Annotated in this window: 20 protein-coding genes and 3 pseudogenes; 20 read left to right on the top strand and 3 right to left on the bottom strand. The window is 63.2% G+C overall.

The window, feature by feature from the left end; translation table 11 throughout:
* Nucleotides 1-17 precede the first annotated feature (17 nt).
* From ACIP1U_RS12770 to ACIP1U_RS12720, 11 genes and pseudogenes are all read left to right on the top strand, one after another.
* A complete protein-coding gene (locus ACIP1U_RS12770) occupies nt 18-596 on the top strand; it encodes a TIGR04282 family arsenosugar biosynthesis glycosyltransferase (RefSeq protein WP_400315179.1) in 579 nt (192 codons plus the stop codon).
* Nucleotides 597-601: 5 nt separating this feature from the next.
* Nucleotides 602-1,453: an S-methyl-5'-thioadenosine phosphorylase gene (gene mtnP, locus ACIP1U_RS12765; protein ID WP_400315177.1), complete on the top strand. Its 852-nt coding sequence runs from the start codon at nt 602-604 to the stop codon at nt 1,451-1,453.
* Between the two features lie 102 nt (nt 1,454-1,555).
* Nucleotides 1,556-2,914, top strand: coding sequence for a radical SAM protein (locus ACIP1U_RS12760; protein ID WP_400315450.1), 1,359 nt, complete (start codon nt 1,556-1,558; stop codon nt 2,912-2,914).
* Nucleotides 2,915-2,978: 64 nt separating this feature from the next.
* Nucleotides 2,979-3,722 carry a DUF547 domain-containing protein gene (locus ACIP1U_RS12755; RefSeq protein WP_400315174.1) on the top strand — a complete coding sequence of 248 codons (744 nt, stop codon included), beginning with the start codon at nt 2,979-2,981 and terminating at the stop codon, nt 3,720-3,722.
* A gap of 195 nt (nt 3,723-3,917) precedes the next feature.
* A complete protein-coding gene (locus ACIP1U_RS12750; RefSeq protein ID WP_400315172.1) occupies nt 3,918-4,181 on the top strand; it encodes a thioredoxin family protein in 264 nt (87 codons plus the stop codon).
* A complete protein-coding gene (locus ACIP1U_RS12745; RefSeq protein ID WP_400315170.1) occupies nt 4,178-4,477 on the top strand; it encodes a MerR family transcriptional regulator in 300 nt (99 codons plus the stop codon). Before ACIP1U_RS12750 ends, ACIP1U_RS12745 begins: the two co-directional genes overlap by 4 nt.
* 263 nt (nt 4,478-4,740) lie before the next feature.
* Entirely contained in the window at nt 4,741-6,201 is a 1,461-nt protein-coding gene (locus tag ACIP1U_RS12740; RefSeq protein ID WP_400315167.1) for a trypsin-like peptidase domain-containing protein, read from the top strand.
* A 780-nt stretch (nt 6,202-6,981) separates the two neighbouring features.
* Entirely contained in the window at nt 6,982-7,710 is a 729-nt protein-coding gene (locus tag ACIP1U_RS12735; protein WP_400315165.1) for a slipin family protein, read from the top strand.
* 520 nt (nt 7,711-8,230) lie between these two features.
* The gene (nhaA, locus tag ACIP1U_RS12730; protein WP_400315163.1) at nt 8,231-9,631 is read left to right on the top strand and encodes a Na+/H+ antiporter NhaA; all 1,401 of its coding nucleotides are present in this window, start codon (nt 8,231-8,233) and stop codon (nt 9,629-9,631) included.
* A gap of 331 nt (nt 9,632-9,962) precedes the next feature.
* Nucleotides 9,963-10,223: a DUF2062 domain-containing protein gene (locus ACIP1U_RS12725; protein WP_400315161.1), complete on the top strand. Its 261-nt coding sequence runs from the start codon at nt 9,963-9,965 to the stop codon at nt 10,221-10,223.
* A pseudogene (locus ACIP1U_RS12720) lies at nt 10,217-10,276 on the top strand (hypothetical protein); the annotation flags it as partial. The gene ACIP1U_RS12725 and the pseudogene ACIP1U_RS12720, both read left to right, overlap by 7 nt.
* Here ACIP1U_RS12720 and ACIP1U_RS12715 read toward each other — a convergent pair.
* Both ACIP1U_RS12715 and ACIP1U_RS12710 read right to left on the bottom strand, forming a co-directional pair.
* Nucleotides 10,272-10,472 (bottom strand): NAD-binding protein, encoded by a 201-nt coding sequence (locus tag ACIP1U_RS12715; protein ID WP_400315448.1) that lies wholly within the window; start codon nt 10,470-10,472, stop codon nt 10,272-10,274. The pseudogene ACIP1U_RS12720 and the gene ACIP1U_RS12715 overlap by 5 nt on opposite strands.
* 76 nt (nt 10,473-10,548) lie before the next feature.
* Nucleotides 10,549-11,877 carry a TrkH family potassium uptake protein gene (locus ACIP1U_RS12710; RefSeq protein ID WP_400315158.1) on the bottom strand — a complete coding sequence of 443 codons (1,329 nt, stop codon included), beginning with the start codon at nt 11,875-11,877 and terminating at the stop codon, nt 10,549-10,551.
* 312 nt (nt 11,878-12,189) lie between these two features.
* On the opposite strand from ACIP1U_RS12710, the pseudogene ACIP1U_RS12705 reads away from it, so the two are divergent.
* From ACIP1U_RS12705 to ACIP1U_RS12670, 8 genes and pseudogenes are all read left to right on the top strand, one after another.
* Nucleotides 12,190-13,056, top strand: a pseudogene (locus ACIP1U_RS12705) (tyrosine-type recombinase/integrase); the annotation flags it as partial.
* Between the two features lie 102 nt (nt 13,057-13,158).
* Nucleotides 13,159-13,299 carry a hypothetical protein gene (locus ACIP1U_RS12700; protein WP_400315156.1) on the top strand — a complete coding sequence of 47 codons (141 nt, stop codon included), beginning with the start codon at nt 13,159-13,161 and terminating at the stop codon, nt 13,297-13,299.
* Nucleotides 13,300-13,745: 446 nt separating this feature from the next.
* A pseudogene (locus ACIP1U_RS12695) lies at nt 13,746-14,118 on the top strand (transposase); the annotation flags it as partial.
* A gap of 191 nt (nt 14,119-14,309) precedes the next feature.
* Entirely contained in the window at nt 14,310-14,903 is a 594-nt protein-coding gene (locus ACIP1U_RS12690) for a nucleotidyltransferase domain-containing protein (protein WP_400315153.1), read from the top strand.
* Between the two features lie 167 nt (nt 14,904-15,070).
* Entirely contained in the window at nt 15,071-16,576 is a 1,506-nt protein-coding gene (locus tag ACIP1U_RS12685; RefSeq protein ID WP_400315150.1) for an alkyl/aryl-sulfatase, read from the top strand.
* 87 nt (nt 16,577-16,663) lie between these two features.
* Entirely contained in the window at nt 16,664-17,074 is a 411-nt protein-coding gene (locus ACIP1U_RS12680; protein ID WP_400315147.1) for a hypothetical protein, read from the top strand.
* 739 nt (nt 17,075-17,813) lie between these two features.
* Nucleotides 17,814-18,821, top strand: coding sequence for an SDR family oxidoreductase (locus tag ACIP1U_RS12675; protein WP_400315144.1), 1,008 nt, complete (start codon nt 17,814-17,816; stop codon nt 18,819-18,821).
* A gap of 231 nt (nt 18,822-19,052) precedes the next feature.
* Nucleotides 19,053-20,999 (top strand): ATP-binding protein, encoded by a 1,947-nt coding sequence (locus ACIP1U_RS12670; RefSeq protein WP_400315141.1) that lies wholly within the window; start codon nt 19,053-19,055, stop codon nt 20,997-20,999.
* Here the strand turns inward: ACIP1U_RS12670 and ACIP1U_RS12665 are convergent.
* A complete protein-coding gene (locus tag ACIP1U_RS12665; RefSeq protein ID WP_400315138.1) occupies nt 20,984-22,036 on the bottom strand; it encodes a sigma-54 interaction domain-containing protein in 1,053 nt (350 codons plus the stop codon). The genes ACIP1U_RS12670 and ACIP1U_RS12665 overlap by 16 nt on opposite strands.
* A gap of 363 nt (nt 22,037-22,399) precedes the next feature.
* On the opposite strand from ACIP1U_RS12665, the gene ACIP1U_RS12660 reads away from it, so the two are divergent.
* Nucleotides 22,400-23,800, top strand: a complete 1,401-nt coding sequence (locus tag ACIP1U_RS12660) for a sigma-54 dependent transcriptional regulator (protein ID WP_133096000.1) — start codon at nt 22,400-22,402, stop codon at nt 23,798-23,800.
* Nucleotides 23,801-23,818 lie beyond the last annotated feature (18 nt).

The raw sequence follows: 23,818 nt of genomic DNA, 5'->3' as shown, positions 1-23,818 counted from the left end.
ACGCAAAGACCCGGCTGATGCCCGCGCTGGGCGCCCATGGGGCGGCGGCGCTGGCCGAGCGCCTGCTGCGACATACGCTTGCCTCAGCCTGCGCGGCCGAACTGGGCCCGGTAGAGCTTTGCTGCACGCCGGATACGGAGCATCCGGCGTTCCTGGCCTGTGCGCGGGAATTCAATGCGACGCTGTCGCGCCAGTGCGACGGCGACCTCGGCCAGAGAATGGCGTCGGCCGCCCGTCGGGCCTTGGCGCGTGCCCGCAGCGTGCTCATCATCGGCACCGACTGCCCGGCGCTGGCGCCAACGCAACTGAACACTGCGGCGCGAATCCTGAACGCCGGCCATGATGCGGTATTCGTTCCCGCCACCGACGGCGGCTATGTCCTGCTGGGTCTGCGGCGCGTGGATCGCCATCTGTTCTCGGCAATACGCTGGGGCACTGCCACCGTCATGACTGAAACACGCAAGCGCCTGACTGAGCTTGGCTGGCAGTGGGCAGAACTGCCAGCCTTGCCGGACATTGACGAACCAGCCGATCTGCGGCACGTCCCCATCGCGCTGCTGCCAGCAGCGCCGAACTTGAGTCCTGACGAGGAGTAGTCACCATGCTAGGGATCATTGGCGGAACCGGAATCTATGCCATCGACGGGCTCAGCGTGATCGGGGAGCACCTGGTGGACACGCCATTCGGCGCGCCGTCGGCGCCCGCGGTCCATGGCCGTCTCGGCGCCATGGAGGTCATGTTCCTGCCCCGGCATGGCCGACAACATGAACTATTGCCCCACGAGGTCAACTACCGTGCCAATATCTACGCCCTGAAGGCACTCGGGGTACGCCAGATCATCGGCCTGTCCGCCGTCGGTAGCCTGCGGCAGTCGATCACGCCTGGCGAATTCACCATCCCAACCCAATATGTGGACTGGGTGCGCGGCAACCGAGCCAAGACTTTCTTTGGGGAAGGGCTGGTCGCGCACATTTCTTCGGCCGAGCCCACTTGTAGCCGCCTCGCCTCGACCCTCGAAGCGACCGCGAGAGCGCTGCGACTGCCCGTGCATTCCAGGGTGACATACGGCTGCGTGGACGGCCCGCGCCTGGGCACTCGCGCCGAGAGCCATTTCCTGCGCGATGCGATGGCCTGCGATGTCGTGGGCATGACTAACGTGCCGGAAGTGTTCCTCGCCCGCGAGGCCCAGATCTGCTACTGCACCCTGGGCATCGTCACCGACTATGACTGCTGGCTCGAGGATCCCGCGCAGCATGCCACCGTGGCGGCGGTGATCGCCCGCTATGGGGAGAGTGTCGGCAAGGCCAGGCAGATCCTGGCCCACATCCTGTCGACAGGATTGCCCGACCACGACGCTTGTCCCTGCCGCCACGCCCTGAGCGAAGCGGTACTGACCCCGGAGGGAGCAGTCCCCGCGGAAAAGCGGTCGCTGCTTCAACTCTTGAGGGCATAGCGCGACCAGAGCCAGTCCAGTTGCGCCGGTGCGCGCAGCGCTGCGCCTGCGTCCGGGCCAATACGGGCGGATTGCCACCAAAGGAGACGAGTCGTGCGTTTCATGTCTAGCGAGGAAGTCGAGGCTGGTGCGCCAGAGGCCTGGCCACGATCCCCAGCCGACGCCCTGTGGCGCGCGCGGGCCGTCATGGCCAAGCAAGGGCTTGCGCAACCGCACCAGCAGATGGGGCAGCGATGGCCGATCGGCTGTGTCGCACTGGAAATCACGCAGCGCTGCAATCTGGACTGCACGTTGTGCTACCTGTCCGAGAACTCGGAGGCGGTGAAGGATATTCCCCTCGATGAGGTAATGGCCAGAGTTGACAGCATCTTCCGCGCCTATGGGAGGAACACCGACGTCCAGGTTACGGGCGGCGAGCCCACCCTGCGCAAGCGCGACGAGTTGCTCGCCATCGTACGCAGGATCCATGCGTTGGGCATGCGTGCCACGCTGATGACCAATGGCATTCGGGCGACCCGCGCCCTGCTCGGCGAGTTGGCTGCTGCCGGACTGGCGGACGTCGCTTTCCATGTCGATACCACGCAGCAGCGACCGGGTTACCAGACGGAAACCCAGTTGAATACCCTACGTCAGCGCTACCTGGAGCGCGCGGCGGGATTGCCACTATCAGTGATGTTCAATACCACGGTTCACGATGGAAATTTCGACGAGATTCCCGCCGTCGTCGCGTTCTTCCGGGCGCGCGCCGGGCGGATCCGCACGGTCTCGTTCCAGTTGCAGGCCGACATTGGCCGGGGCGTGCAAGGTGCGCGGCGGCGGGGCATTTCGCTCGATTCCACAGCCGCTCAGATTGAGCGCGGAGCGGGAACGGCGCTCCAGTTTGCCGGCTCCCTGATCGGGCATCCTTCGTGTAGCCGCTATGGGATGTGCTTGGCGGCGAACGGCAATCTCTACGACGCCTTTGACGACTTGCACGTCGTGGCCACCTTCCAGGCAGCTACCGCCGGCGTGGTGTTGGACCGGACCCGCCCCACCAAGACCGCCCGGAGACTGGCGCTTTGGCTATGCGCCCACCCGACCTTGTGGGCGCCGGTCTTGTCGTGGCTGACCAGGAAAGCCTGGGCAATGAGGGATGATCTCATCAGGAGTCGAGGGCATGTGCACACCCTCTCGTTTGTCATCCATAATTTTATGGATGCGACCAGGCTGGAAGCGGACCGGATTGAAGCCTGTGCGTTCAAGGTCATCACCGCCGACGGCCCCATGTCCATGTGCTTGCATAACGCCAGGCGTGACGCGTTCATTCTGCGGCCCATTCGATTCTACCGGGCTGCATCGCCGCTCTTTTGGGACCCGCTGACAGGCACCGAGACAACTGAGGCCGCCGCGAGCATCGGCCTCGCTTGCCAGCCCCGACAATTGAAAGGTCGCGCGCGCGACCGGTCGCCGCGACGCGCTTAGAGGATTGCCGGCGAGATTGGCTATGTTCCCCAGGATACTTCGCGCATCACTCCTAGCCATGTGCATGTCGCTGACAGCTGCCTTGGGTCCAGGCATCGTGCAGGCCGACATGCCTGGCGCCGGTGTGCACTGGGCACGCGTGCTTCAAAAGTATGTGAATGATCACGGGCAGGTCGACTTCTGCGGACTCGCCAAGGACCCAGCCGATTTGCTCGCCTACCTCGACTATGTCGAGCGCGTGAGTCCGCAAAACATGCGGGATGCATTCCCGACGCGCGGCGCGGCGCTTGCCTACCACATCAATTCCTACAATGCGCTCGCCATGTACAACGTCATCGCCTCCGGCATGCCCAAAGAGTTGGGATGGCTGACGCGGCTACGATTCTTTGGTGGCAGGCGCTTTGTGATCGGTGGAAAGGCAATGACGCTCTACACCTATGAGAACACCGTGATCCGTCCCTTGGGGGATGAACGCGTCCATTTTGCGCTGAACTGCATGGTGATCGGCTGTCCGCAATTACCCACCCAGCCATTCTCTGGCGAACACCTCGATGCGCAGCTGGAAATGGCCGCGCAGCGCTTCTTCAGCGAGCCGCGAAACCTTCAGGTCGATCCGGCAAGAGGCACCGTCCGAGTCTCATCGATCCTCAAGTTCTATGAGAACGACTTCCTGACGCGAAGCCCGACCTTGCTTGCCTACATCAACCGTTATGCGCCCGTGACGCTTCCTCCGTGGTTGGAAGTCGAGTTTATTCCCTACGACTGGAGCATCAACATACAAGAGCACGGTTGCCAGCCCAGTGATTGACGTTTTCGGCACCCATTGCAGCGGGAGCGGCGCAGCACGGTCGCTCGATCCACGGCTGATCTCCCACGAAGAGGGGAGTCGCTGGATACAAATTGACGCTTGACTCTGGAGTTAGGTCCAAGGTTTATCTTGAGATCATGACGGGCTCTTGCTCATGCGGTGTCGCTCGTCATGCTGCCGAAAAGGAGACCGTATATGACTGCCAAACGCAAAGTCGAAGTCTTCAGCGCCGGCTGTCCCGTCTGCGCCGAAGTGGAAGCACTCGTAAAAAGCCTGGCTTGCCCGTCGTGCGAAGTCGTTGTGCTCGACATGCGCGATATCGCCGTGGCGCAGCGCGCCAAGGCGCTCGGCGTGCGCTCGGTGCCAGCCGTGGCAATCGACGGCCAGCTCGCCAGCTGCTGCGCCGGACGCGGCGTCGATGAAGCCAGTCTGCGCGCCGCCGGCCTCGGCCAGCCATGATGCTGACCATCGGCAGGCTCGCACGGGCAGGTGATGTCAGCCCCGACGCACTGCGTTACTACGAGCGCGAGGGGCTGTTGATTCCCGCCGGCAAGACCGCAGTTGGGTACCGGCTCTATGGAGCCGACGCCGTGCGTCGTGTGCGCTTCATCCAGCACGCCCAGGCCTGCGGCTTCACGCTGGCGGAAATTGGCGAGCTGTTGCAGCTGCGCCGGACCGACAGCGCTTGCTGCGACGACGTGCGGCAGCGTGCCTGCCATCGCGAAGCAACGCCAACTCGCCGAGAAGGTCAATAGTCAGTAAGCGGGTCTCGCGTAGCTGACCGGAGCATATCAGACGCCCTGCCACGCGCCACATGCCCTTAGGAAGCAATGTTGCGAGAACCGCTCTGAGAGAGATCAATCTGCTGTTCATAGCAAAACCCCCAACCGGCCCGCGCGATGGACGGCGCCACCCGGAACCGGCGTGATCGAGCGTCGTCAAACTTGTATGGTGCTGGGTGAAGGGGACGACTCCCACGCCTTGATGCTGTGTAGCCGTTACGCGAAATCGAACGAAGATGCTGCATTCTCTTCTGGCGTGTGCGTTGCCCGTCATGGTCGCGGCTTGTGCCCAGGGACTTGACCGGCAAAGCATGGTCCCCCCTGGGGACCTTGCCCGCGTGATCGGGACATCCGGTAGCGCTGTCGTGAGTATCAGCGCGAGCTCGGACGGGCGTTCCTATCTCGGGCAAGCGACTCCCGGTCCCGCCCCTGGTGATATCCGTATCCGGTGGTCCCAACGCGCATACCCGGGTGCATACTCGCCATCAGAAAATGGTCAGAAGGTTCTTGGCGGCAACGGTTCAGGATTCATCTTCAGCCCGGCAGGATTGATCCTAACCTGCGCGCACGTGGTCGAGAGCGCCAGGTTCGTGCGCGTGAAGCTGCCCGACCGTCGTGAGTTCGATGCCACGGTGGTTGGAAGCGACTTGCGCAGTGACATTGCGGTCTTGCAGATTCAGGGCGATCAGCTCCCTGTCGTGACGATAGGCGATTCGTCACGGGTCCGCGCCGGGAACTGGGTCGTAGCAATCGGCGCGCCGTACGGCTTCCAGAACAGCGCCTCATTCGGCATTGTCAGCGCCGTCAGACGAACTATCACGGCCGGCTCCGCGCCTATACCGCTGATCCAGAGCGATGTGGCAGTAAATCCGGGAAGCTCCGGTGGGCCGCTGCTCAACGCTAATGGTGAGGTCATTGGCGTCAGTACCCATATCTTCACGCTGACCGGTGGATTCCAGGGCCTGTCCTTCGCGATTCCGATCAACCCGGCCATGCGCATCGCGCAACAGCTCGTCGCATCCAGCCACGTCAATCGCGGCCACCTTGGGGTCGGGGTGCAGGATGTCGATCAGGACCTGGCCGAGGCCTTCGGCTTACCGACTGTCGCGGGTGTGTTGATCGACTTGGTGGAACCGGACAGCCCCGCCGCGCAAGCGGGTGTGAAGGTTGGCGACGTGATCGTACAGATTGGCGATGCCCGGGTCGCCGACGCGATGGCGCTGGCAATGGCGGTCAGCGACCTGCTACCGGGAAGCAAGATCCGGCTGCACGTGGTGCGAAACGGGGTCCTACAAACCGTCGTTGTCGTTATCGGCGCGCCTCCATCGCTCGCTTTCCCGGCGAACCGCGTCCAGTCGGATGCCGTAGGCGGAAATGGCCCGGAACTCCAGGTACGTCGTCTTGCTGCTTCGGAGGCTTATGCAAGCGGGATAAACGGGGGTGTGATGGTTGAGCAAGCCAGGGGCGCAGCACGCCGAGCGGGCATTCTGCCGGGCGATGTGATTCTCGCCGTCAACGGCATCGCGGTCACTACAGCGGCCCAGTTGCATTCCGCCATGGCGGCGACTGACACGAAAGCCGCGCTGCTGGTGCTCCGGGGAGATGTGCGGACATATATTCCCGTTGACACCAGTCAACATAGTGATCTTCGGCAGCACGAGTTCCGCCAATCTGGATTCTTCGAGTCCGCCATCTGAAAAGTCCGGCACGCGCCGACCAATTCGTCCACCAGCATTGGGTGCGCGCAAGTTCTTCGAACGCGTCCGGCGCAGCCGGAGTGGCGAGGTGCGAGGCCGAGTACGTCAGGACAAAGGGCACGGCCCGTCCTGCCTCCACAGTGAACTCAGCAACGGTGGACAGGTCCTCGCCGTGCAAAGGAACGGGCGTACGCAAGACCGCCATGGCGGGTCCTGCCACCGCGCGTATGCCGTGTTCACCGTCCAGCCGTGTCACCCAGGGCACCGTCGCCCCATAGTCAAATCGCAGAGTCAGGTCCATTCTCATTCATACCCTGCCGCGCCGGCCGTATACGATATGAATCAGATTCGCCCGTGCGCTTGAATCGGACATGCCTTGGCGTACCGGCATGTAGTCGACGATCGCCACCACACCTTCAGGATGGTCGCGGGCATGGCATATCCAGATCAGAAGTATGAACGAGCCATTGTGTTGAGCGCAGCCAAGGGACCGGCGCGAGGGCTTTGCTTTCGCAGGGATGTATAACGCCTCAAATAGTTCGACGCGAGGTTGCCGCGAAGGTGCCTGTTGTGGTTCATGGTATGCGGCGCGACGGTTCTAACGCGTTCTCGTCCCTGGGCTTTTGCAGCACATTTTCCTAGACTGAAGAGGCGGACGCCGCACGGCAAAGCCTGGTAGCCTGGTCGGGTCGGGAATTGCCATTAAGTGGTGCAACGATGGTAGGACGCATCGACCTCGTCCTTTGTAACGTTGGAAGCGTCAGTCAGTGGAGCGCAACCATGGAATTCGTCGTCAGCGCCACCAGCATCGCCGTCTTGGGAGCCCTGCTTGTCATTTCATCCTTCCGCGTACTGCGAGAGTACGAACGGGGCGTGGTCTTCATGCTCGGTCGCTTCTGGAAGGTCAAAGGCCCCGGGTTGGTACTGGTCCTGCCGATGGTCCAGCAGATGGTGAGAGTTGACTTGCGCACCGTGGTACTGGAAGTGCCGCCGCAAGACGTCATTTCGCGCGATAACGTTTCAGTGAAAGTCAGTGCGGTCGTGTACTTCCGAGTCGTTGATGCTCAGTTCGCCATCATCCAGGTGGCCAATTTCCTCAATGCCACGAGCCAGCTGTCGCAGACCACATTGCGCTCCGTCCTGGGCAAGCATGAGCTGGACGAGATCCTGGCCGAGCGCGAGCGGCTCAATGCCGAAATCCAACAGGTGCTCGATGGCCAGACCGAAGGCTGGGGGATCAAGGTGTCAAACGTCGAGATCAAGCATGTCGATCTCAACGAGAACATGATTCGTGCCATCGCCCGCCAGGCCGAGGCAGAACGCGAACGCCGCGCCAAGGTGATCCACGCCGAAGGCGAACTGCAGGCTTCGACGAAGTTGCTCGAGGCTGCTCAGATGCTTGCCAAAGCCCCTGAGGCGATGCAGTTGCGCTATCTGCAGACGCTCACGCAGATCACTGGGGAAAAAAGCTCGACCATCGTCTTTCCGCTGCCGGTCGATATGCGATGACACTCAGTCGCTATTCGGCGCTTGGACAAAGCATCTGAGGGACGGCGCCTTTGCTGAACTGAGTCCAAAATATGAATCAACACTTTTTTGACATGCCTGGCGGCAACTACCCTCGCGCTGATGCTGGCGGCTTGTCCGGCGCGACGCCAGGAGAATGCTTGCGTGGCGAAGGGGCAAGTCTGCTGTGTGGTGGATACCAGCCCCTCACAAGACATAAAGATGTGTGTACCAGATGGCAGCTTGCTTGGCGAAGCGGCCCGCCGGGGCGACCACACCTTATCCGCGGCCGCATACCGAAACCGCTGTCGATCTGTGCACCGGCGGCTAAGTCAGCCTGCGCCGGTGGAACCGTGAAATTGTGTTGATTCCAGCTAACTGGACTGTACGGGCCAGACGCGTAAGGTGCGCGTCTAGTGCGAGACCGGTCAGTCTTTCACGTAAAATCGCCATAGGGTGTCAGCACTGCACATTGCAGTGAGACAGGTTGACGCGTTGGTCGGGCCGCCAACGCGAATCTTCTATGACCCTGGATCGCCCCCCATCCCAACAGGAGTTGCCGCGCGCGCAGGCCTTGGCTGAAAAGGCCTTCTCGGCGCTTGAGCACTTCATTCATATCGAAGCCGTAAGCGGCATTGTGTTGCTGGCCGCCGCCGGGATCGCGCTGCTCTGGGCGAATTCGCCAGCAGCCGACAGTTACCACGCGCTCTGGCATGCCCCGCTGTCGGTGGGAATTGGTCCCTATTTGGTGTCGCAGTCACTGCATTTCTGGGTCAACGACGCCCTCATGACCATCTTTTTTCTTGTGGTGGGAATGGAGATCCGGCGCGAGATCCATGAAGGCGCGCTGGCGAACTTTCAGCTGGCAGCGCTACCTATGGCGGCAGCGCTCGGCGGCGTGATCGCCCCGGCATTGCTGTATCTTGCGATGAACGCAGAGATGCCCGAGCGCCGGGGTTGGGCGATACCGACCGCGACCGACATTGCATTTGCCGTCGGCGTGCTGGCACTGCTTGGCAAAGCGATACCCGGCAATGTTCGTGTGTTCCTGCTTGCGTTAGCGATTATCGACGATATCGTCGCCGTAATGATCATAGCGGTAGCCTTTTCCGCCGGGCTGGACTATTCGGGGCTACTGGTTGCCGGTGCAGGTATTCTGATGGTTCTGGGGCTGCAATGGATCGGTGTGGGGAGCGCCTACGCTTACATCATCCCCGGGGCCATTCTATGGTGGGGCATGCTGAAAACGGGTGCCCACCCCACCCTCGCTGGCGTTGTGCTCGGCATGATGACCCCGGCGCTTCCTGGCCGTACGCGAGAGAGGCCCCTGGACGCTGCGACCCAAGCGCTTCATGATCTTCGGGTGCGCGCGCGCGGTCCGGCACCGCAGGCCGAGCATCTCGCAGCACCACTCAAGCAACTTCGCCAAGCGCAGCGCGAGGTGCTGCCGCCTGTGACGCGCGTGCAAATGGCGCTCCATCCTTGGGTTGCGTATCTCGTGATGCCGCTCTTTGCGTTGGCAAACGCGGGAGTCAGCCTCGATGGCGTTGATCTCGGGGTGGGCAGCTCGAAAGGTGTGCTGCTCGGTGTGGCGGTTGCACTGATTGTCGGCAAGCCACTGGGCATTGTGTCGGTCAGCTGGTGTGCCGTGCGTCTGGGCTGGTGCAAACTGCCGCCAGGCGTGACATGGGGCGGCGTCTGCTTGATTGGCCTGTTGGCGGGGATCGGCTTCACGATGTCCATTTTCATCGCCACGCTTGGCTTTTCGGATGCCAACCTCCTTGGCGCTGCTAAGCTTGGTGTGCTGTTGGCATCCGCTCTGGCCGCTGTCAGTGGGCTTACCTGGGGCTTCATCTATGCAAGGCGCCTGAAGCCGGAGACCGAAGAACGTGCAGGCGAATCCGGTGCTACGACGGCAGACTGATTCTCGCGCGCGTTAAGAAGCCGCCTTGCTCAGTAACGGCGCATGCAGGCGCGCGAAGCGACGCTGGGATCCAATATTGCATGCCGTGGTAGTGGCGCACAGTCGATTGCGAATCCGAGCTCAGAGGAATGGAGGAGACGTTATGGATGGCAGCTTGAAGATCGGCTTGGGGCCATCTACACCGCAGCGCGAGTGATGGGTATGGATATGAGCGCAGCGGATGTGGTTGAGGTCGTTGGTGCAGCATGGCACCGAGTTTTTGCATGGTCTTTTCTATTTGTGAACTGTCCCTAGACTGTGGCACATGAGCCGGCGAGGACTGGCGCTCGGCATGGCGCTCGGATTCTTTTTCGGCCTGCTGATCCCGCTGGCACAGATACCACGGAGCGCAGCCGCTGCGGTGGCGCTGCGCGCCAACGTGCCCGCCGCAGTAGCCAGCACCCTGGTGACCAATCCGCTGACCTTCGGTCCGATTTACTATGCCGCCTGGCGCGTAGGCAGCGCGATTCTCGGGGAACCGGTCGATGCTCCGCCGGCACGAGGCGCAGAGGCAAGCACGAACCGGCCGACGAAAGCTGGTTTCGTATGGTGACTCGGCGAGTCCTAGGCGTCGGCAAGCCCCTGCTGCTCGGGCTGGCAATCATGGCCGTCGTCGTCGGAGTCGCGACCTACTTCCTTGTCTCGGCGGCATGGAGGGCCTCCGTAGCTGGCGCATCACGTTCACATCGGTCGAATCTGCCTGGACTGCGCAGGTCAACGCATTCGACCAGCGCTGTACAAGATCGGCATCCTTGTCGATGCCCATGACATCGTGGCCCAGGCGGATAAGCGATTGCGCCACTGAACTGCCAAAGCGCCCGAGCCCGATCACTACGACGCTGTCGCCTGCAGAGAACGCAAATTGCTCGGTAAACAATCTAGCCAACAATTGGGTGCTCCTCCGGGTAGCGGTATGGTGTGCGGTGTTCGCCCATCGCCAGAGATACCGCGAGCGTGATGGTGCCGACCCGGCCAGCGTACATGAGCGCTATCAGCGTAAGTTGGCCGGAAGCGGGAAGGTCCGCCGTGATGCCTGTCGACAAGCCAACGGTGCCGAAGGCCGAAATGACTTCAAAAATGACTTGATCGGTCGGCAATTCGGTAACGAACAGGATGGTCAGCGTTCCCAGCGTAATCAAGGCGCTTCCCAATACCAGCACGGTGATCGCCTGCCGCTGTGCCGATCTGCTGACTCGCCGCCCGAATGCCTCGCTGTCGCCGCGCCCGCGAATCTCGGCAATTACAAGCAACGCCAGGATTGCGACGGTGCCGACTTTGACGCCGCCGGCGGTACTGGCGCTGCCTCCGCCGACGAACATCAGGAAGTAATGCAGCGCCAGGCTTTCATGGGTCAGCGCACCGATGTCGATCGAATTAAATCCGGCGGTGCGAGCGGAGACTGAGGCAAACATTGCGGACAACAGCTTCCCTGCAGATGACATCGCGCCGAGCGTCCTCGGATTGTTCCATTCGAACAATAGCAGGCCAAGAAAGCCGGTGATCAGCAGCACCACCGTAACGGACAAGGTGAGCTTGCTATGCAGGGACCATCGACGCGGATCGGATATCTTGTTCCGCAAATCGTGCAGCACCGGGAACCCAATGCCGCCGACAACGATTGCCACCATCACCGGCCCCAGCATCCATAAGTCGGCCACGTAGCGCGTCAGGTTGTCTGCGTGGGTTGAGAAGCCAGCGTTGTTGAAGGCTGAGATCGAATGAAACAAGCCATTCCATGCTGCCTCGCGCCAGGGGAGGTCATAGGTGAAATACAGCCGCGAGGCTAGCCACACCGCGATGACAATCTCGAAGCTCAATGTCACCACCAGCACCAGCCTGGCCACGCCGGCGATGTCGCCAAGGCCGATCGTATGGGTCTCGACCTGAGTAATTAGCTTGGTCCGCAATCGCAGCGAGCGATTGACCATTAGGCCCAGTAGCGTGGACGCGGTCATCATGCCAAAGCCGCCAAGCTGGAACATCACCAAAATGACTGCCTGGCCGAAGCCGGACCAGTAAGTTCCCGTATCCACGACCACCAGGCCGGTCACGCAGACCGCCGAGACTGCGGTGAAGAATGCGGTCAGCCACGGCACGCCTTCGTCATCGACACGGGACCAGGGTAACATCAGCAGTATGCTGCCTGCCACGATGGCCAGCAGGAAACCCATGGCAACGGTCCGGGTTGGATGCAGAGATGCTCTCATTCCGGAATTGTGCACTGAAGGCTGTCACAAATCCACGCTTCCATGGACGGCCCGCGTCCGAGCGGGCCTCACTCGCCGCTGCTGCAACTGGCGCTACCAAGAGGGACCTTTCGGAATAGTGTTCGGCCATCCGGGTAGCGAGGGCTACCTCACGCCAACAACTGCAACTTTGCAGAATTGCCCCTGAAGGCGGCAAGCCCCGCTTTGACGCTGGTCGCGTGATCAATCGCGTTGGGTTGGTCCTTGGACAATCTCATGGGTCAGCTCAGGTGATGCAAGGCGGACGCTCTATGGCGCATTTGTGAAGCTATTTGGCTGGCGCTGCACGAGTCGCCGGCCACCCAGCGCGCCTATCGGAAGGAGGCTGAGCGCCTGATCCTGTGGGCGATCGTTGAGCGCCAACGGCCGCTGTCGTCGCTGACCACCGAAGACGCGATTGCCTATCGCAGTTTCATGCGCCGGCCAACGCCGCACAGGCGCTGGGCGGCACCACCACGGCCGTGCACGTCGCCGGAGTGGCGCCCGTTCACGCAAGGCCTGTCGGCTCGCTCAATGGCCTATGCGTTGTCCGTGCTCGCGGCCATGTTCCGCTGGCTGATCCAGCAGCGCTACGTGCTGGCCAATCCGTTCGCCGGCATCAAGGTACGCGGCAGCGGCCGGGCCGCGCCGTTGGATAGCTCACACGCGTTCACGGAAGGCGAATGGTTGTTGATCCGCACCATTGCCGACGGCCTGGAGTGGTCGTATGGCTGGGACGCGTCGGCGGCGCAGCGGCTACGCGTCGTGCTGGATTTTGGCTACGCGACAGGTCTGCGCGCCAGCGAACTCGTCGGAGCGACCCTCGGCGGCATTGAAAGCGATCGTCATGGCGACCATTGGCTCAACCTCGTCGGCAAGGGCGTGAAGCCGGGCAAGGTGGCGCTGCACCCGTTGGCGCGCGTGGCGCTCGACCGCTATCTAGGGGGAGCGCGGCCTGCCGGTGACGCCGGCGCGCTGGAACAGGCCAGTCCCCACTGGATGCGGCACACTCATGCGACCCATGCGCTGGCGCGCGGCGCGGAATTGACGACCGTCCGGGACAACCTGCGCCACGCGTCAATTTCAACCACCTCGATCTACCTGCACGGCGAGGAAGTGAAACGATCGCGGCAAATTGGCGCGGCATTCTCCGCTCCGTAGCAAGTTTGACCAAGGGGGGCGATTGGCAAATATCGCTTATATTGAGGCCGGCCGGTCCTATCCCTTCTTATAACCGATGAGGTCCAACGCAAGGAGCGGACGATGAGTGACATGATGAACGGGATGATGAGCGGCGGCATGATGTGGGGCATGGGGCTCTTCGGACTTCTGATACTGTTGCTGCTGGTGCTTGGCGTGGGCGCATTGATCAAGTATTTGTTTTTCGACGGCCGACGAAAGTAGAGTCTCCTCACTCGACCACGCATGGCGGCTCGTTGTTGGATCAACATCTCTTCTTGCGTCAGGTCCACGTCCACGCCGCGCACCGTCCATACGCCCCCCGAGCTTTAGTGATTTGGCGCTTGCGCCCGACTGGACGAACGGCATCCGGGGCGCTGGTCCGAGCGACGGACTGCTTGGCAACCCTCATTGCCATTGCTCGGGGATCGACTTCGCGCTGCGCCGTCTTCCTGGCGTCCAAAATGTGCACGCCAATGCCGCGGCCCAACGGATTCGGCGATCATTGTCGTGCTGGTCGGGGCGACTCGGCGCGGTGGGGACGCCTACCCATCGACAGCCGCGGTGGAGCACGGCGTCGGTGATGGTTACCCGTGTCGGGATCAACGGCAAGCGGACCTTCGCCCCCCGCATCGACGAAGGGCTGAAGGTCTACCTGCACCGGGATGCCTATCCCCAAGGGCTTGCTGACCGAATCTGCGTTGGCCTGGTGCGTGCAGTTCCTCAAGGAAGCCGTTCGGCTCGCGCAGAGCAAGAGCTACTTGTGGGCGCGGATGAACGGCTCGGATCCGCCGGTACGGCTGTTTGCCTATAGCCCAACACGGGCGGCGAAGCAAGCTGCGGCGCTCTATGCCGGCATCAAGCCAGGCGCGGCATTGATGACGGATGGGATAAGAGCCATACAACAACATCGCGCAAGCAAATCGGCTGGTGCACCTTGCATGCTGGGCCCGCCGCTACATGATCGAGGCCGAGGACGCGTTGCCCAAGGAGCAGCGCGGCGGCAAACATCCCGCCACGCAGTTCATCAAGCTCATCGGCAAGCAAGCTGACGGTGGCGCTTCGTTCAGCAATTGGCAAAGCATTAGCGGCCACCCTGGCACGGCGCCAAGGTCCTCAGAATGGCGTTGAAAGATGGCTTACGCCCGGGTAGGCTGTTCGCTCCGTTTTCAGTGTCAAGGATATCCTTTGCCGCGTGCGCAAACGGAATTACCTCTTCCTGTGGAGAATCTGAAATGCCATTGCCACTTGATTTGCCTTTACCAGCCAGTTTCGACGATACGGCACTTCAGATGGAAAGACTAAAAGAGATAACAAATTTCCTGCGGAACGATGAACGATGTCAAGGAGCTGCGCTTGTTGGCTCTTTCGCAAAGGGCACGGCAGACCGAATGTCCGATCTGGATCTCATCGTCTACGCGCGAGACGAGGAGGTTGGCGAGATCGCAGATGGCTTACGGGGATTGATCCCCGACGAAGACGTGCTCTGGAGTTTTTCAGGCCACTACGATGATTTCAGCGTCTTCACGAAATGCATTCTCCTGAACTTCACCAGTGTCGAGTTCAGCGTAATCGGCACCTCAACGACATCGAGGTTTAAGCTTCGCCGACCGTACATCGAACTTGCAAACAGAAATAGCTTCTTGTCTTCAAGAGTCAGTGACTTGCCGACGATCGATAAGGCGGAGTTCCCCGTTTATGTGAACGGCGAACGAGGGCTCATGTGGGAGCTATTTAGCTACCTCAAGCGACTTCGGCGTGGTCAGGTCGAGTCTGTTAAGAAAGACCTACTACGTCTTGCAGGCGAGATTTCGCGGACCTTGGATTGATTTCTCCGGGCGACCTCCAAGGGCAACAGGCATTTCCGACCCACTGCCGACAACGAGGTCGGCCATAGTTGCCAATGTCGTTCGCCCCGTGTGCGGAACAGCATCAAGGCGCGCATCAATATCACGAGGCGTTGTTCTTGAAGAAGCTCCTTTGACCGCTAAAAGGCGTGATCATTTCTCACAGTCATGCTGACCACTTCGGCGGAATCGACGGCGTCTATGCTGCGGGGCTTGCCGAGCCCGAGGATTTCAAAAGCGGAAGAATCCCGCTAGTTGCACCGCAAGGGTTCTTGGAGGAAGCCATTGCCGAAAACGTCACGGCCGGCAACATTATGTCTCGGCGTGCCGGCTATCAATACGGCAATGTGCTCAAGCCCGGCGAGCGAGGCATCATTACCGGCTCGCTTGGCGCTGCGCTCGCGAATGGCAAGTCGGGCCTGCCAATCCCGAACATGTCGATCACCAAGGACGGTCAGAAGGTCACCATCGATGGGGTGGACTTCGTCTTTTATTTGGCGCCGCATTCGGAAGCTCCGGCGGAAATGGTCATGTACATCCCGCAATGGAAGGCCCTGTCCATGGCGGAGGACGTCAACCATTTGCAGCACAACATTTACACCCTGCGCGGCGCCCAGACACGCGATGCCAGCGTCTGGGCCAAGTATATTGGCGAGGCGCTGGCAAGATGGGGCAGCGAAGTGGAGGTCAACTTCGGTCCCCACACTTGGCCTGTCTGGGGTAACAAGAACGTAGTCGAGTACCTGAAGAATCAGCGCGATGTGTATCAGTCTCTCTATGACACGACGCTTCGCTATGCCAATTATGGTTACCGACCCGATGACATTGCCGAGAACGCACAGTTGCCCAAGGCGGTGTTCAACCAATGGGACAACCGGCCCTATTACGGGCATACACGCAACAACTTGAAGTCGACGTACGTACGGAACCTTGGCTGGTACAGCGGCAATGCGGCCGAACTCGCCAGGTATCCGGATGCTGAACGCGGTAAGCGATACGTTGAAGCCATGGGTGGGGCGCAGAAGGTGCTTGACCTGGCAACGGCGAGTTTCCAGAAGGGGGACTATCGATTCGCGTCGGATCTGCTTAACAACGTGGTTGCCTATGAGGGCGGCAACCAGAATGTCAACTTCCTGATGGCGGACGCGCTTGAGCAGTTGGGCTATCAGGAGGAGAACTCCCTGTACCGCAATTGGTATCTGGGCGCCGCCGTCGAATTGCGTCAAGGTGGCAACGTGAAGAACGAGCTGAGCACCTCGTCACCGGAAGTGATTGCCGGACTTCCGCCGGAGCATTTCATCAACTACCTCGGCATGCTCGTCGATCAGATCAAGGCGGAGAAGGCCGGCAATGCGACCATCAATCTGAACCTGGCTGGTGGTGCCAAGTTCGGGCTGGACCTGCACAACGGCGTGCTGAACCGGGTCTCCGGCCTGCAAGCCAAGAAGCCCGATGCAACACTGGAAATCTCCCAGGCAGACCTGCTGGCCTTTGCCTCGGGAAAGTCTTCGCTTGATGACCTGCTGGGCGCAGGGAAGGCAAAGATCACTGGCGACAAGGCCGCCGTAGGGAAGCTCAACGGTATCTTCGCACTGGACCTGAAGAACAACATGAACCTTGTGCTGCCGCTTCAGACCGAAAACCGCGTTCGGTAAGTTGGCAATCCTGCCTTGCCACCCCGAATTCGGGGTGGCAGAAGGGCCAGTAGAGCCCCAGCGCGCAGCATTGGAACTACCTCTCTCATGTTCTTCGTCACCACTTTTCCAGCTCGCATGGCTGCGCTAGGTCTAATGTCCTTAGGCCTGAGCTCGCCCACCATTGCGCAAGACTCGGCCGATCTTGCGAAGAAGCTCAGCAACCCCGTCGCCGCGCTGATCAGCGTACCGTTTCAGTTCAACTACGATCGCGGCATCGGTCCCGCCCATGACGGCGAACGGTTGACGATGAACTTCCAGCCCGTGGTGCCGATATCGCTGAACGCGGACTGGAACCTGATCTCGCGTACGATCCTGCCGCTTACGTACCAAACGTCAGGCGCCCCCGCGTCTCACCGTCCTGCAGACGAGGGCAGGCATCAAACAATCCTTAACAAACTCGGAAGTCCGTCGGTCGCCGACCCCGCTGCCGCGTCGAACTTCCGTAGCGGACCCTGAGACGCCAGTCAGCATGGCGGAAAAGCAACGCTGACGAACTTCGTACGCGGTCATACGAATGGCAACGCATCGAGCAAACGCAACACCGGTCAATTTCCAAAGGCAGCACTCTTTTGAGGCAGCCTTGCCAGGCAAGCCTTTGAATGGCAACGTGAGGCTAGGTGCCTACTTGTACTTGATCTCATAGCGCCAGGCCGCGGCGTCGGCCGGAGGCTTGTCGACCAGCGTGGCCAACTGCGTCGCCAGCGCCAGCGCCAGCGGCAACGCCGCGCGGTGGCTTCGGTGCCTTGGCGGGAGTGGCGGCGCCGGCTTCCCTGCCCGCTTCCTAGTCCGCTTCCTAGTCCGTTTCCTTGTCCGCCTTCCCGCCGGAATCAGCCTTGCTGGCGCGCGGTGCGGCTGTCGCCGGAGTCCTGTCGCGTCGTCTTGGCCATGGCTGTCGCCGGTTGGGGGAATATGCATCCAGCTTAGGCAGCACATGGCGCTGCCGAAATCGGCGCCAGTCCTACAGCGGGACAGGATGGCATCATGGTGGCCCATGCGCGGCAGCGCGCGCAGGCCGGCATGTGGTTCTTACCGGACGTTGTAATTCTGCCGCGCGTCCTCTGCCACCCATGCGCGCCCGCAGGCCGGCGCGCATGGGAACGCAATTTGCGATGCATGTATTTGCGATGCTCTGTTGGCGCTGAACCATTGCCACGCCCGGTGCCCTGCCGGGACCATCCCGAGGAGGAAGCGGCAGATGAAACCAACCCTGAAGAAAATCGGTTCGCAGGTGATCGTGCTGACCGGCGCCACCAGCGGCGTGGGCCTGGTCACCGCGCGCAAGGCCGCCGCGCGGGGTGCGCGGCTGGTGCTGGCGGCGCGCAGCGAAGATTCGTTGCACAAGCTGGCCGAAGAGCTGCGCGAGCAGGGCGCCGAAGTCATCACTGTCACTGCCGATGTGGGGCGGCATGAAGACGTCGCCAAGGTCGCGCATGCCGCGATCGAGCGTTTCGGCAGCTTCGACACATGGATCAACAATGCCGGCGTGACGATCTTCGGCCGCCATGGCGACGTGCCGCTGGAAGACCAGCGGCGGCTGTTCGACACCAACTACTGGGGCACCGTCCATGGCTCGCTCGCCGCGGCCGCGCACCTGCGCGAATGCGGTGGCGCCATCATCAACATGGGCAGCGAAGCCTCTGACGGGCCGCTGCCGCTTCAAAGCGCGTATGTGGCCTCGCAGCATGCGATCAAGGGCTTTACCGATTCGCTGCGGCTGGAGCTGGAACAGGAACAGGCGCCGGTCAGCGTCACGCTGATCAAGCCCGCCGGCCTGGAAACGCCGTTGGCCATGCATGCCAAGAACTTCCTCGACGTCGAGCCGCGCCTGCCGCCGCCGCTGTACGATCCGGCGCTGGCCGCCGACGCGATCCTGTTCGCCGCCGAGAACCCGCGCCGCGATCTCTTCGTTGGCGGTGCGGCCAAGGCATTTTCCGCCGCGGCGTACTACACGCCGCATACCTTCGACCGCTTCATGCGCCGCTTCATGGGCCGTGCCCAGCAGACGCGCCATCCCGCGGGCCCGCTCGAGGACAACACCCTGTACGGCAGCGGCAGCGGGCTGCAGGAGCGCAGCGGCACGCGCACCGCCCTGCAATCCTGCCCCTATACGACCACGGCTCGGCATCCGGTGCTGGCCACCGCGCTGGTCGTCGGCGCCTCCGCCGTGCTGGCGGCGGTGGTGCAGATGCGAAGGGGACGCTAGCCTCCTCCGGCCCGTCACGGCCGTACGGGCAAGCAGCGCGCCGCGTGGCATGCACTGCGGTCGCGGTCGGTGCCACGAACACCTATCATGGATCTGGATGCCCGCCGGCTGGCGGGCATTTAGCCGTGCCGTATGCGTAGCGCATGCCGGCCATGGGTGGCATGCCGGGCGCCCGCATCCGCCGTAGCGAACGGCCTGCCAGGTTCCTCCACTACCACATAGGGTTTGTCCATGTCGGAGCTGCAAGCGGCAAGAAGTGCCCGCGCGCCACATCTGGCAGAGGCGGGAGGCGTCCTGCCCGGGCAAGCCGGCCAGCCGCTCGTTGAGCAGTACCGGCGCCTGCTGGACGCGGTCGAGGACGTGGCGGTGTTCGAAACGGATGCCGAGGGCCTGATCGTGGCATGGCCCGACGCTGCGCGGCGTGTCTTCGGCTACCGCGCCGAAGATATTGCCGGCCGCCATTTCTCTTGCCTGCACCGTGCCGATGATGTCGCCGCCGGGCTGCCGCTGCAGTGGCAGCAGGCCGCGGAGCGGGCCGGCAGCGCGCGCGACCGGGGCTGGCGCGTGCGCCGGGACGGCAGCCAGTTGCAGGCCGCCTGTGTCATGCATGCGGGCGCCGGGGGCTTCGTGGTGGCTTGCCGCGATATCACCGTGCAGGAAGCCGCGTCCGAGCACGCGCGTCTGGCCGAGTCGCGCCTGCAGCTGCTGGCCGACAATTTGCCCGGCACCGCGGTCTGCGAACTGGATCTGGATGGCACCATCCGCAGCTGGAACGTCGGCGCGCAGGCCGTGACCGGATACGAGGCGGCTGACGCGATCGGCAAGCCGCTGGCGCTGCTGTACACCGGGCCGGATGCCGCGGCCGGGCGCGACCGCACGGCGCTCGAAGCGGCGCGCGCCTGCGGCCAGTGGGCAGGCGACGAGCGCCTGGCACGCCAGGATGGCGCGATCGTGCGCTGCCAGACCCGCATGGCGCTGGTGCGCGATGCCGCGGGCTGCCCGGTCGGGCTGCTCTGGAGCGCGCGCGACATCAGCGACGCGCTGCGCCTGGAACTGCTGGAAACCGGCAACCGGCGGCTGCAGTCCTTCCTTGCCATCCTTGGGCACGAACTGCGCAACCCGCTGGCACCGGTGCGCAATGCGGTCGAGGTGATCGCGCTGACGCCGGACGCAGATGCCCGTATCCGCCATTGCGCCGCGATCATCGACCGACAGTTGCGCCAGCTCGAGCGGCTGGTCAATGACCTGCTGGATGTGGGCCGCGTTACCGCGGGCAAGATGAAGATGGAGTTGATGCCGACCTCCTACAACGACGTGGTCGGCAACAGCCTGGAGGCGATCCGGCCGGTCCTCGATGCCGCCGGCCAGCAACTGGTGGTGGACCTGCCCGCCGACTCGCCGCACGTTCGCGCCGATGTCAACCGGCTGGGACAGGTGCTGCTCAACCTGCTCAGCAACGCCACCAAGTACACCCCTCGCGGCGGCACCGTCAGCGTGCGGGTCCACGTGGAGCCGGCGCGCGTGGTGACGACCATCTCCGACACCGGCCGTGGCCTGCCGGCGGCGGCGCTGGACCGGATCTTCAACCTGTTCTCGCAGGAAACCGAGGTTGGCAGCCGCAGCGGGCTCGGCATCGGGCTGGCGCTGGCCAAGGCCGTGGTCGAAGCGCATGGCGGCGCGATCCAGGCCGAGAGCGCCGGGCCGGGCAAGGGCAGCACCTTCACCGTGATCCTGCCGCGTGCCGGCGCGCCTCGCCACGTAGCGGCCGCACCAGCGCCAGGAGCGCTGCCGCGGCGGCGCGTGCTGGTGGTCGACGACAATGCGGATTCCGCCGACAGCATGGCCGAACTGCTCGCCATGCTCGGCCACGATGCGCGCGCGGCCCATGGCGGACATGAGGCGCTGGCGCTGGCCGGGAGCTTTCACCCGGACTGTGTACTGCTAGACCTGGAGATGCCCGACATGTCGGGCTATGAAGTCCTGCAGGCGTTGCGCCAGACCTGCGGCGCGGAGGTGCGCTTCCTGGCGCTGACCGGGCGCGGCACCCCCGAGGACCATCGGCGCAGCAAGCTGGCCGGCTTTCATGCGCACCTGATCAAGCCGCTGGGGATCGACACGCTGTCGCGCGCGCTGGCTGATCCGGACGCAGGCGCGCCGCCGTCTCAGAGCGACCGGTAAGCGTCCAGCCGGTTGTACAGCGTCTTCAGGCTGATGCCCAGGGCGCGCGCCGCCTGGCGCTTGTCGCCGTCGAAGCGCGCCAGCGTGGCCATGATGATCTCGCGCTGGGTATCGGCCAGCGTGGTGCCCACGCGCACGTTGACCACGCCGTCCACGGTGGTGGGCCGCGGCGGCTGCGTGGCCAGGTTGGGATTGCCGATCTCGACCACCTTGTCGGCCAGGATAAAGGCACGGTAGACCGCGTTTTTCAGTTCGCGCACGTTGCCCGGCCAGTCATAGCGCACCAGCCGCTCGAGTGAAGCGGCCGAGAAGGCCTTGTCGCTGTGCTCCATCGCGTTGTATTCGGCGAGGAAGTGCCGCGCCAGCGGCACGATATCGTCCGGGCGTTCGCGCAGCGGCGGGATATGCAGCGGAAACACGGCCAGCCGGTACAGCAGGTCTTCGCGCAACTGGCCGGTGCGCACGGCCTCCACCGGGTCGCGGTTGGTCGCGGCCAGGATGCGCACGTCGGTGACGATCGGCGTATCGCCGCCGACGCGGTGGAAGGTGCGGCTTTCCAGAACCCGCAACAATTTGATCTGCATGTCGAGTGGCATTTCGGTGACTTCGTCCAGGAACAGGGTGCCGCCCTGTGCCTGCTCGAAGTACCCCGCCTTCTGCTCGATCGCGCCGGTAAAACCGCCTTTCTCGTGCCCGAACAGCTCCGACTCGATCAGCGTCGGCTGGATCGCGCCGCAGTTGACGGCGATGAAGGGGCCGTTGCGCCGCGCGCTGCGCTCATGCACCGCGCGCGCCACCACTTCCTTGCCCGAGCCGCTTTCCCCCACCGCCAGCATGGTGACATCGGTCGGCGCCACCCGCTCCACCTGGGCCATCAGGCGCTGCATGGCCGGCGCGGCGCTTTCCCACAGCAGCGAGACCTGCGAGGGCACGGCACGGCGCGGCGCGCCTTCCCCGGCCGCAGGGGAGAGAGTGGCCGGGCGGGTGGGGGCGGGGACGGCGGCGCTGCGCCGCGCAGGCGTGGTGGTCACGGGCACGATCGAAGGCAGGGCCTGGCGAGCTTGTCGTGTGAGGGTGGGAAGTTCCTATGCTAGCCTTTGCCACAGGGCCTTGCCATAGCCGCGCGGTCCTGCGCGGAAAGTTCCGACAGCTGTGTCAGACAGACACCGGCAATCACGACACCAGGCCCCGCTTAGACTTGCATTACGCTTGTATTACGCAGTGGACTGGCAGTACGCAGTCGGAACCGTGCCGCCCCTGCCCTGAACTGCCCGGAATGCCTGCCTTGCCGCGCTTCGCATGCGCGCGGCGGCGGCTTCGGTACCTGGTGCCGGGTGGGAAATCGCGCAGGCTTTTGCTGGTTCCGCAGAAGTTTCCATTAAGTCTCACTGACGGATCGTATGCCCCACATCCTGATTGTCGATGACGACGAGAACGCATGTGCCGCGCTGGCGGAGATCGTGGCCATGGAAGGCTTCACTTCCGCCACCGCCGGCAGCCTGCGTGAAGCCCGGCTGCAATTCGGCTGGCACATGCCTGACGCGATCGTCGCCGATCTGCGCCTGCCCGATGGCAACGGCATGGAGCTGTTCGACGAGGTCGGCGCCTCCGGCGTCGAAGTGATCCTGACCACCGGTTACGCCAGCGTCGAAAGCGCGGTCGAGGCACTGCGCGCCGGCGCGACCGACTACCTGGTCAAGCCGATCAACGTGGCGCGGCTGCAGACCGTGCTCAAGCGCCTGGCCACCACCGGCGAGTTGCGCGCCGAAATCCATTCGCTGCGCGGCGAATTGCGCCGCTACGGTCGCTTTGGCCGCCTGATGGGCAGTTCGGAAGTGATGCAGACGGTCTATGACCAGCTCGCGCGCGTGGCGCCCACCGAGGCCACGGTGCTGCTGATCGGCGAGAGCGGCACCGGCAAGGAGCTGGCGGCACAGACCGTGCATGAGCTGTCGTCGCGGCGCCGCCAGCCCTTCCTCGCGGTCAACTGCGGCGCGATCTCGCCTACGCTGATCGAAAGCGAGATGTTCGGCCACGAGCGTGGCAGCTTTACCGGCGCCGACCGCCAGCACAAGGGCTATTTCGAGCGCGCGGACGGCGGCACGCTGTTCCTCGACGAAATCACCGAGATGCCGGCCGAGTTGCAGGTCAAGCTGCTGCGCGTGCTGGAGACCGGCACCTTCATGCGCGTGGGCACCAACCGCGAATGCCATGCAGACGTGCGCGTGCTGGCCGCCACCAACCGCAACCCCGAAGAGGCCGTGGCCGACGGCAAGCTGCGCGCCGACCTGTTCCACCGCCTGAATGTGTTCCCGGTGGAGCTGCCGCCGCTGCGCGCGCGCGGCGACGACGTGATCCAGATCGCCAACCTGATGCTGGACCAGCTCAATGGCGAGCAAGGCACGCAGCGGCGCTTCGCCCCCAACGTGCTCGACAGCCTGCGTCTGCATGCCTGGCCGGGCAATGTGCGCGAGCTGCGCAATTTCGTGCAGCGTGCCTTCATCATGGCCGACGAGGACCTCATCACCGAGGTGCAGGTGCCGCTGCAGGTGGCGGCCACGCAGGCCCCCGGCGCGGCGGTGGTATCGGTGCCGGTGGGCATGTCGCTGGCCGACGCTGACCGCCAGCTGATTTTCGCCACGCTGGAGCAGTGCGCCGGCGTCAAGAAGCACGCCGCCGAAATCCTCGGCATCAGCCTGAAGACTTTGTACAACCGGCTGGAAGATTATGCCGCCCGCGGGGAGCTGCCCGAGTGGCTGCGCGCCTCGCGCAATGACACAGGATCGTCCGCGACCGGTTGAGTGCCCTGGGACGGCACG

It is taken from the genome of Cupriavidus sp. NPDC089707, from assembly GCF_044748965.1.
Lineage (GTDB): Bacteria > Pseudomonadota > Gammaproteobacteria > Burkholderiales > Burkholderiaceae > Cupriavidus.
The sequence above is the reverse complement of the archived record's forward strand: the minus strand, read 5'-3'. Positions and strand labels throughout refer to the sequence as shown.

Excerpts from the sequence above, each read along its gene's own strand:
- ACIP1U_RS12770 (WP_400315179.1), top strand. The coding sequence starts at position 18 with ATGCCCGCGCTGGGCGCCCATGGGGCGGCGGCGCTGGCCGAGCGCCTG.
- mtnP (WP_400315177.1), top strand. The coding sequence starts at position 602 with ATGCTAGGGATCATTGGCGGAACCGGAATCTATGCCATCGACGGGCTC.
- ACIP1U_RS12760 (WP_400315450.1), top strand. The coding sequence starts at position 1,556 with ATGTCTAGCGAGGAAGTCGAGGCTGGTGCGCCAGAGGCCTGGCCACGA.
- ACIP1U_RS12755 (WP_400315174.1), top strand. The coding sequence starts at position 2,979 with ATGTCGCTGACAGCTGCCTTGGGTCCAGGCATCGTGCAGGCCGACATG.
- ACIP1U_RS12750 (WP_400315172.1), top strand. The coding sequence starts at position 3,918 with ATGACTGCCAAACGCAAAGTCGAAGTCTTCAGCGCCGGCTGTCCCGTC.
- ACIP1U_RS12745 (WP_400315170.1), top strand. The coding sequence starts at position 4,178 with ATGATGCTGACCATCGGCAGGCTCGCACGGGCAGGTGATGTCAGCCCC.
- ACIP1U_RS12740 (WP_400315167.1), top strand. The coding sequence starts at position 4,741 with ATGCTGCATTCTCTTCTGGCGTGTGCGTTGCCCGTCATGGTCGCGGCT.
- ACIP1U_RS12735 (WP_400315165.1), top strand. The coding sequence starts at position 6,982 with ATGGAATTCGTCGTCAGCGCCACCAGCATCGCCGTCTTGGGAGCCCTG.
- nhaA (WP_400315163.1), top strand. The coding sequence starts at position 8,231 with ATGACCCTGGATCGCCCCCCATCCCAACAGGAGTTGCCGCGCGCGCAG.
- ACIP1U_RS12725 (WP_400315161.1), top strand. The coding sequence starts at position 9,963 with ATGGCGCTCGGATTCTTTTTCGGCCTGCTGATCCCGCTGGCACAGATA.
- ACIP1U_RS12710 (WP_400315158.1), bottom strand. The coding sequence starts at position 11,877 with ATGAGAGCATCTCTGCATCCAACCCGGACCGTTGCCATGGGTTTCCTG.
- ACIP1U_RS12700 (WP_400315156.1), top strand. The coding sequence starts at position 13,159 with ATGAGTGACATGATGAACGGGATGATGAGCGGCGGCATGATGTGGGGC.
- ACIP1U_RS12690 (WP_400315153.1), top strand. The coding sequence starts at position 14,310 with ATGCCATTGCCACTTGATTTGCCTTTACCAGCCAGTTTCGACGATACG.
- ACIP1U_RS12680 (WP_400315147.1), top strand. The coding sequence starts at position 16,664 with ATGTTCTTCGTCACCACTTTTCCAGCTCGCATGGCTGCGCTAGGTCTA.
- ACIP1U_RS12675 (WP_400315144.1), top strand. The coding sequence starts at position 17,814 with ATGAAACCAACCCTGAAGAAAATCGGTTCGCAGGTGATCGTGCTGACC.
- ACIP1U_RS12670 (WP_400315141.1), top strand. The coding sequence starts at position 19,053 with ATGTCGGAGCTGCAAGCGGCAAGAAGTGCCCGCGCGCCACATCTGGCA.
- ACIP1U_RS12660 (WP_133096000.1), top strand. The coding sequence starts at position 22,400 with ATGCCCCACATCCTGATTGTCGATGACGACGAGAACGCATGTGCCGCG.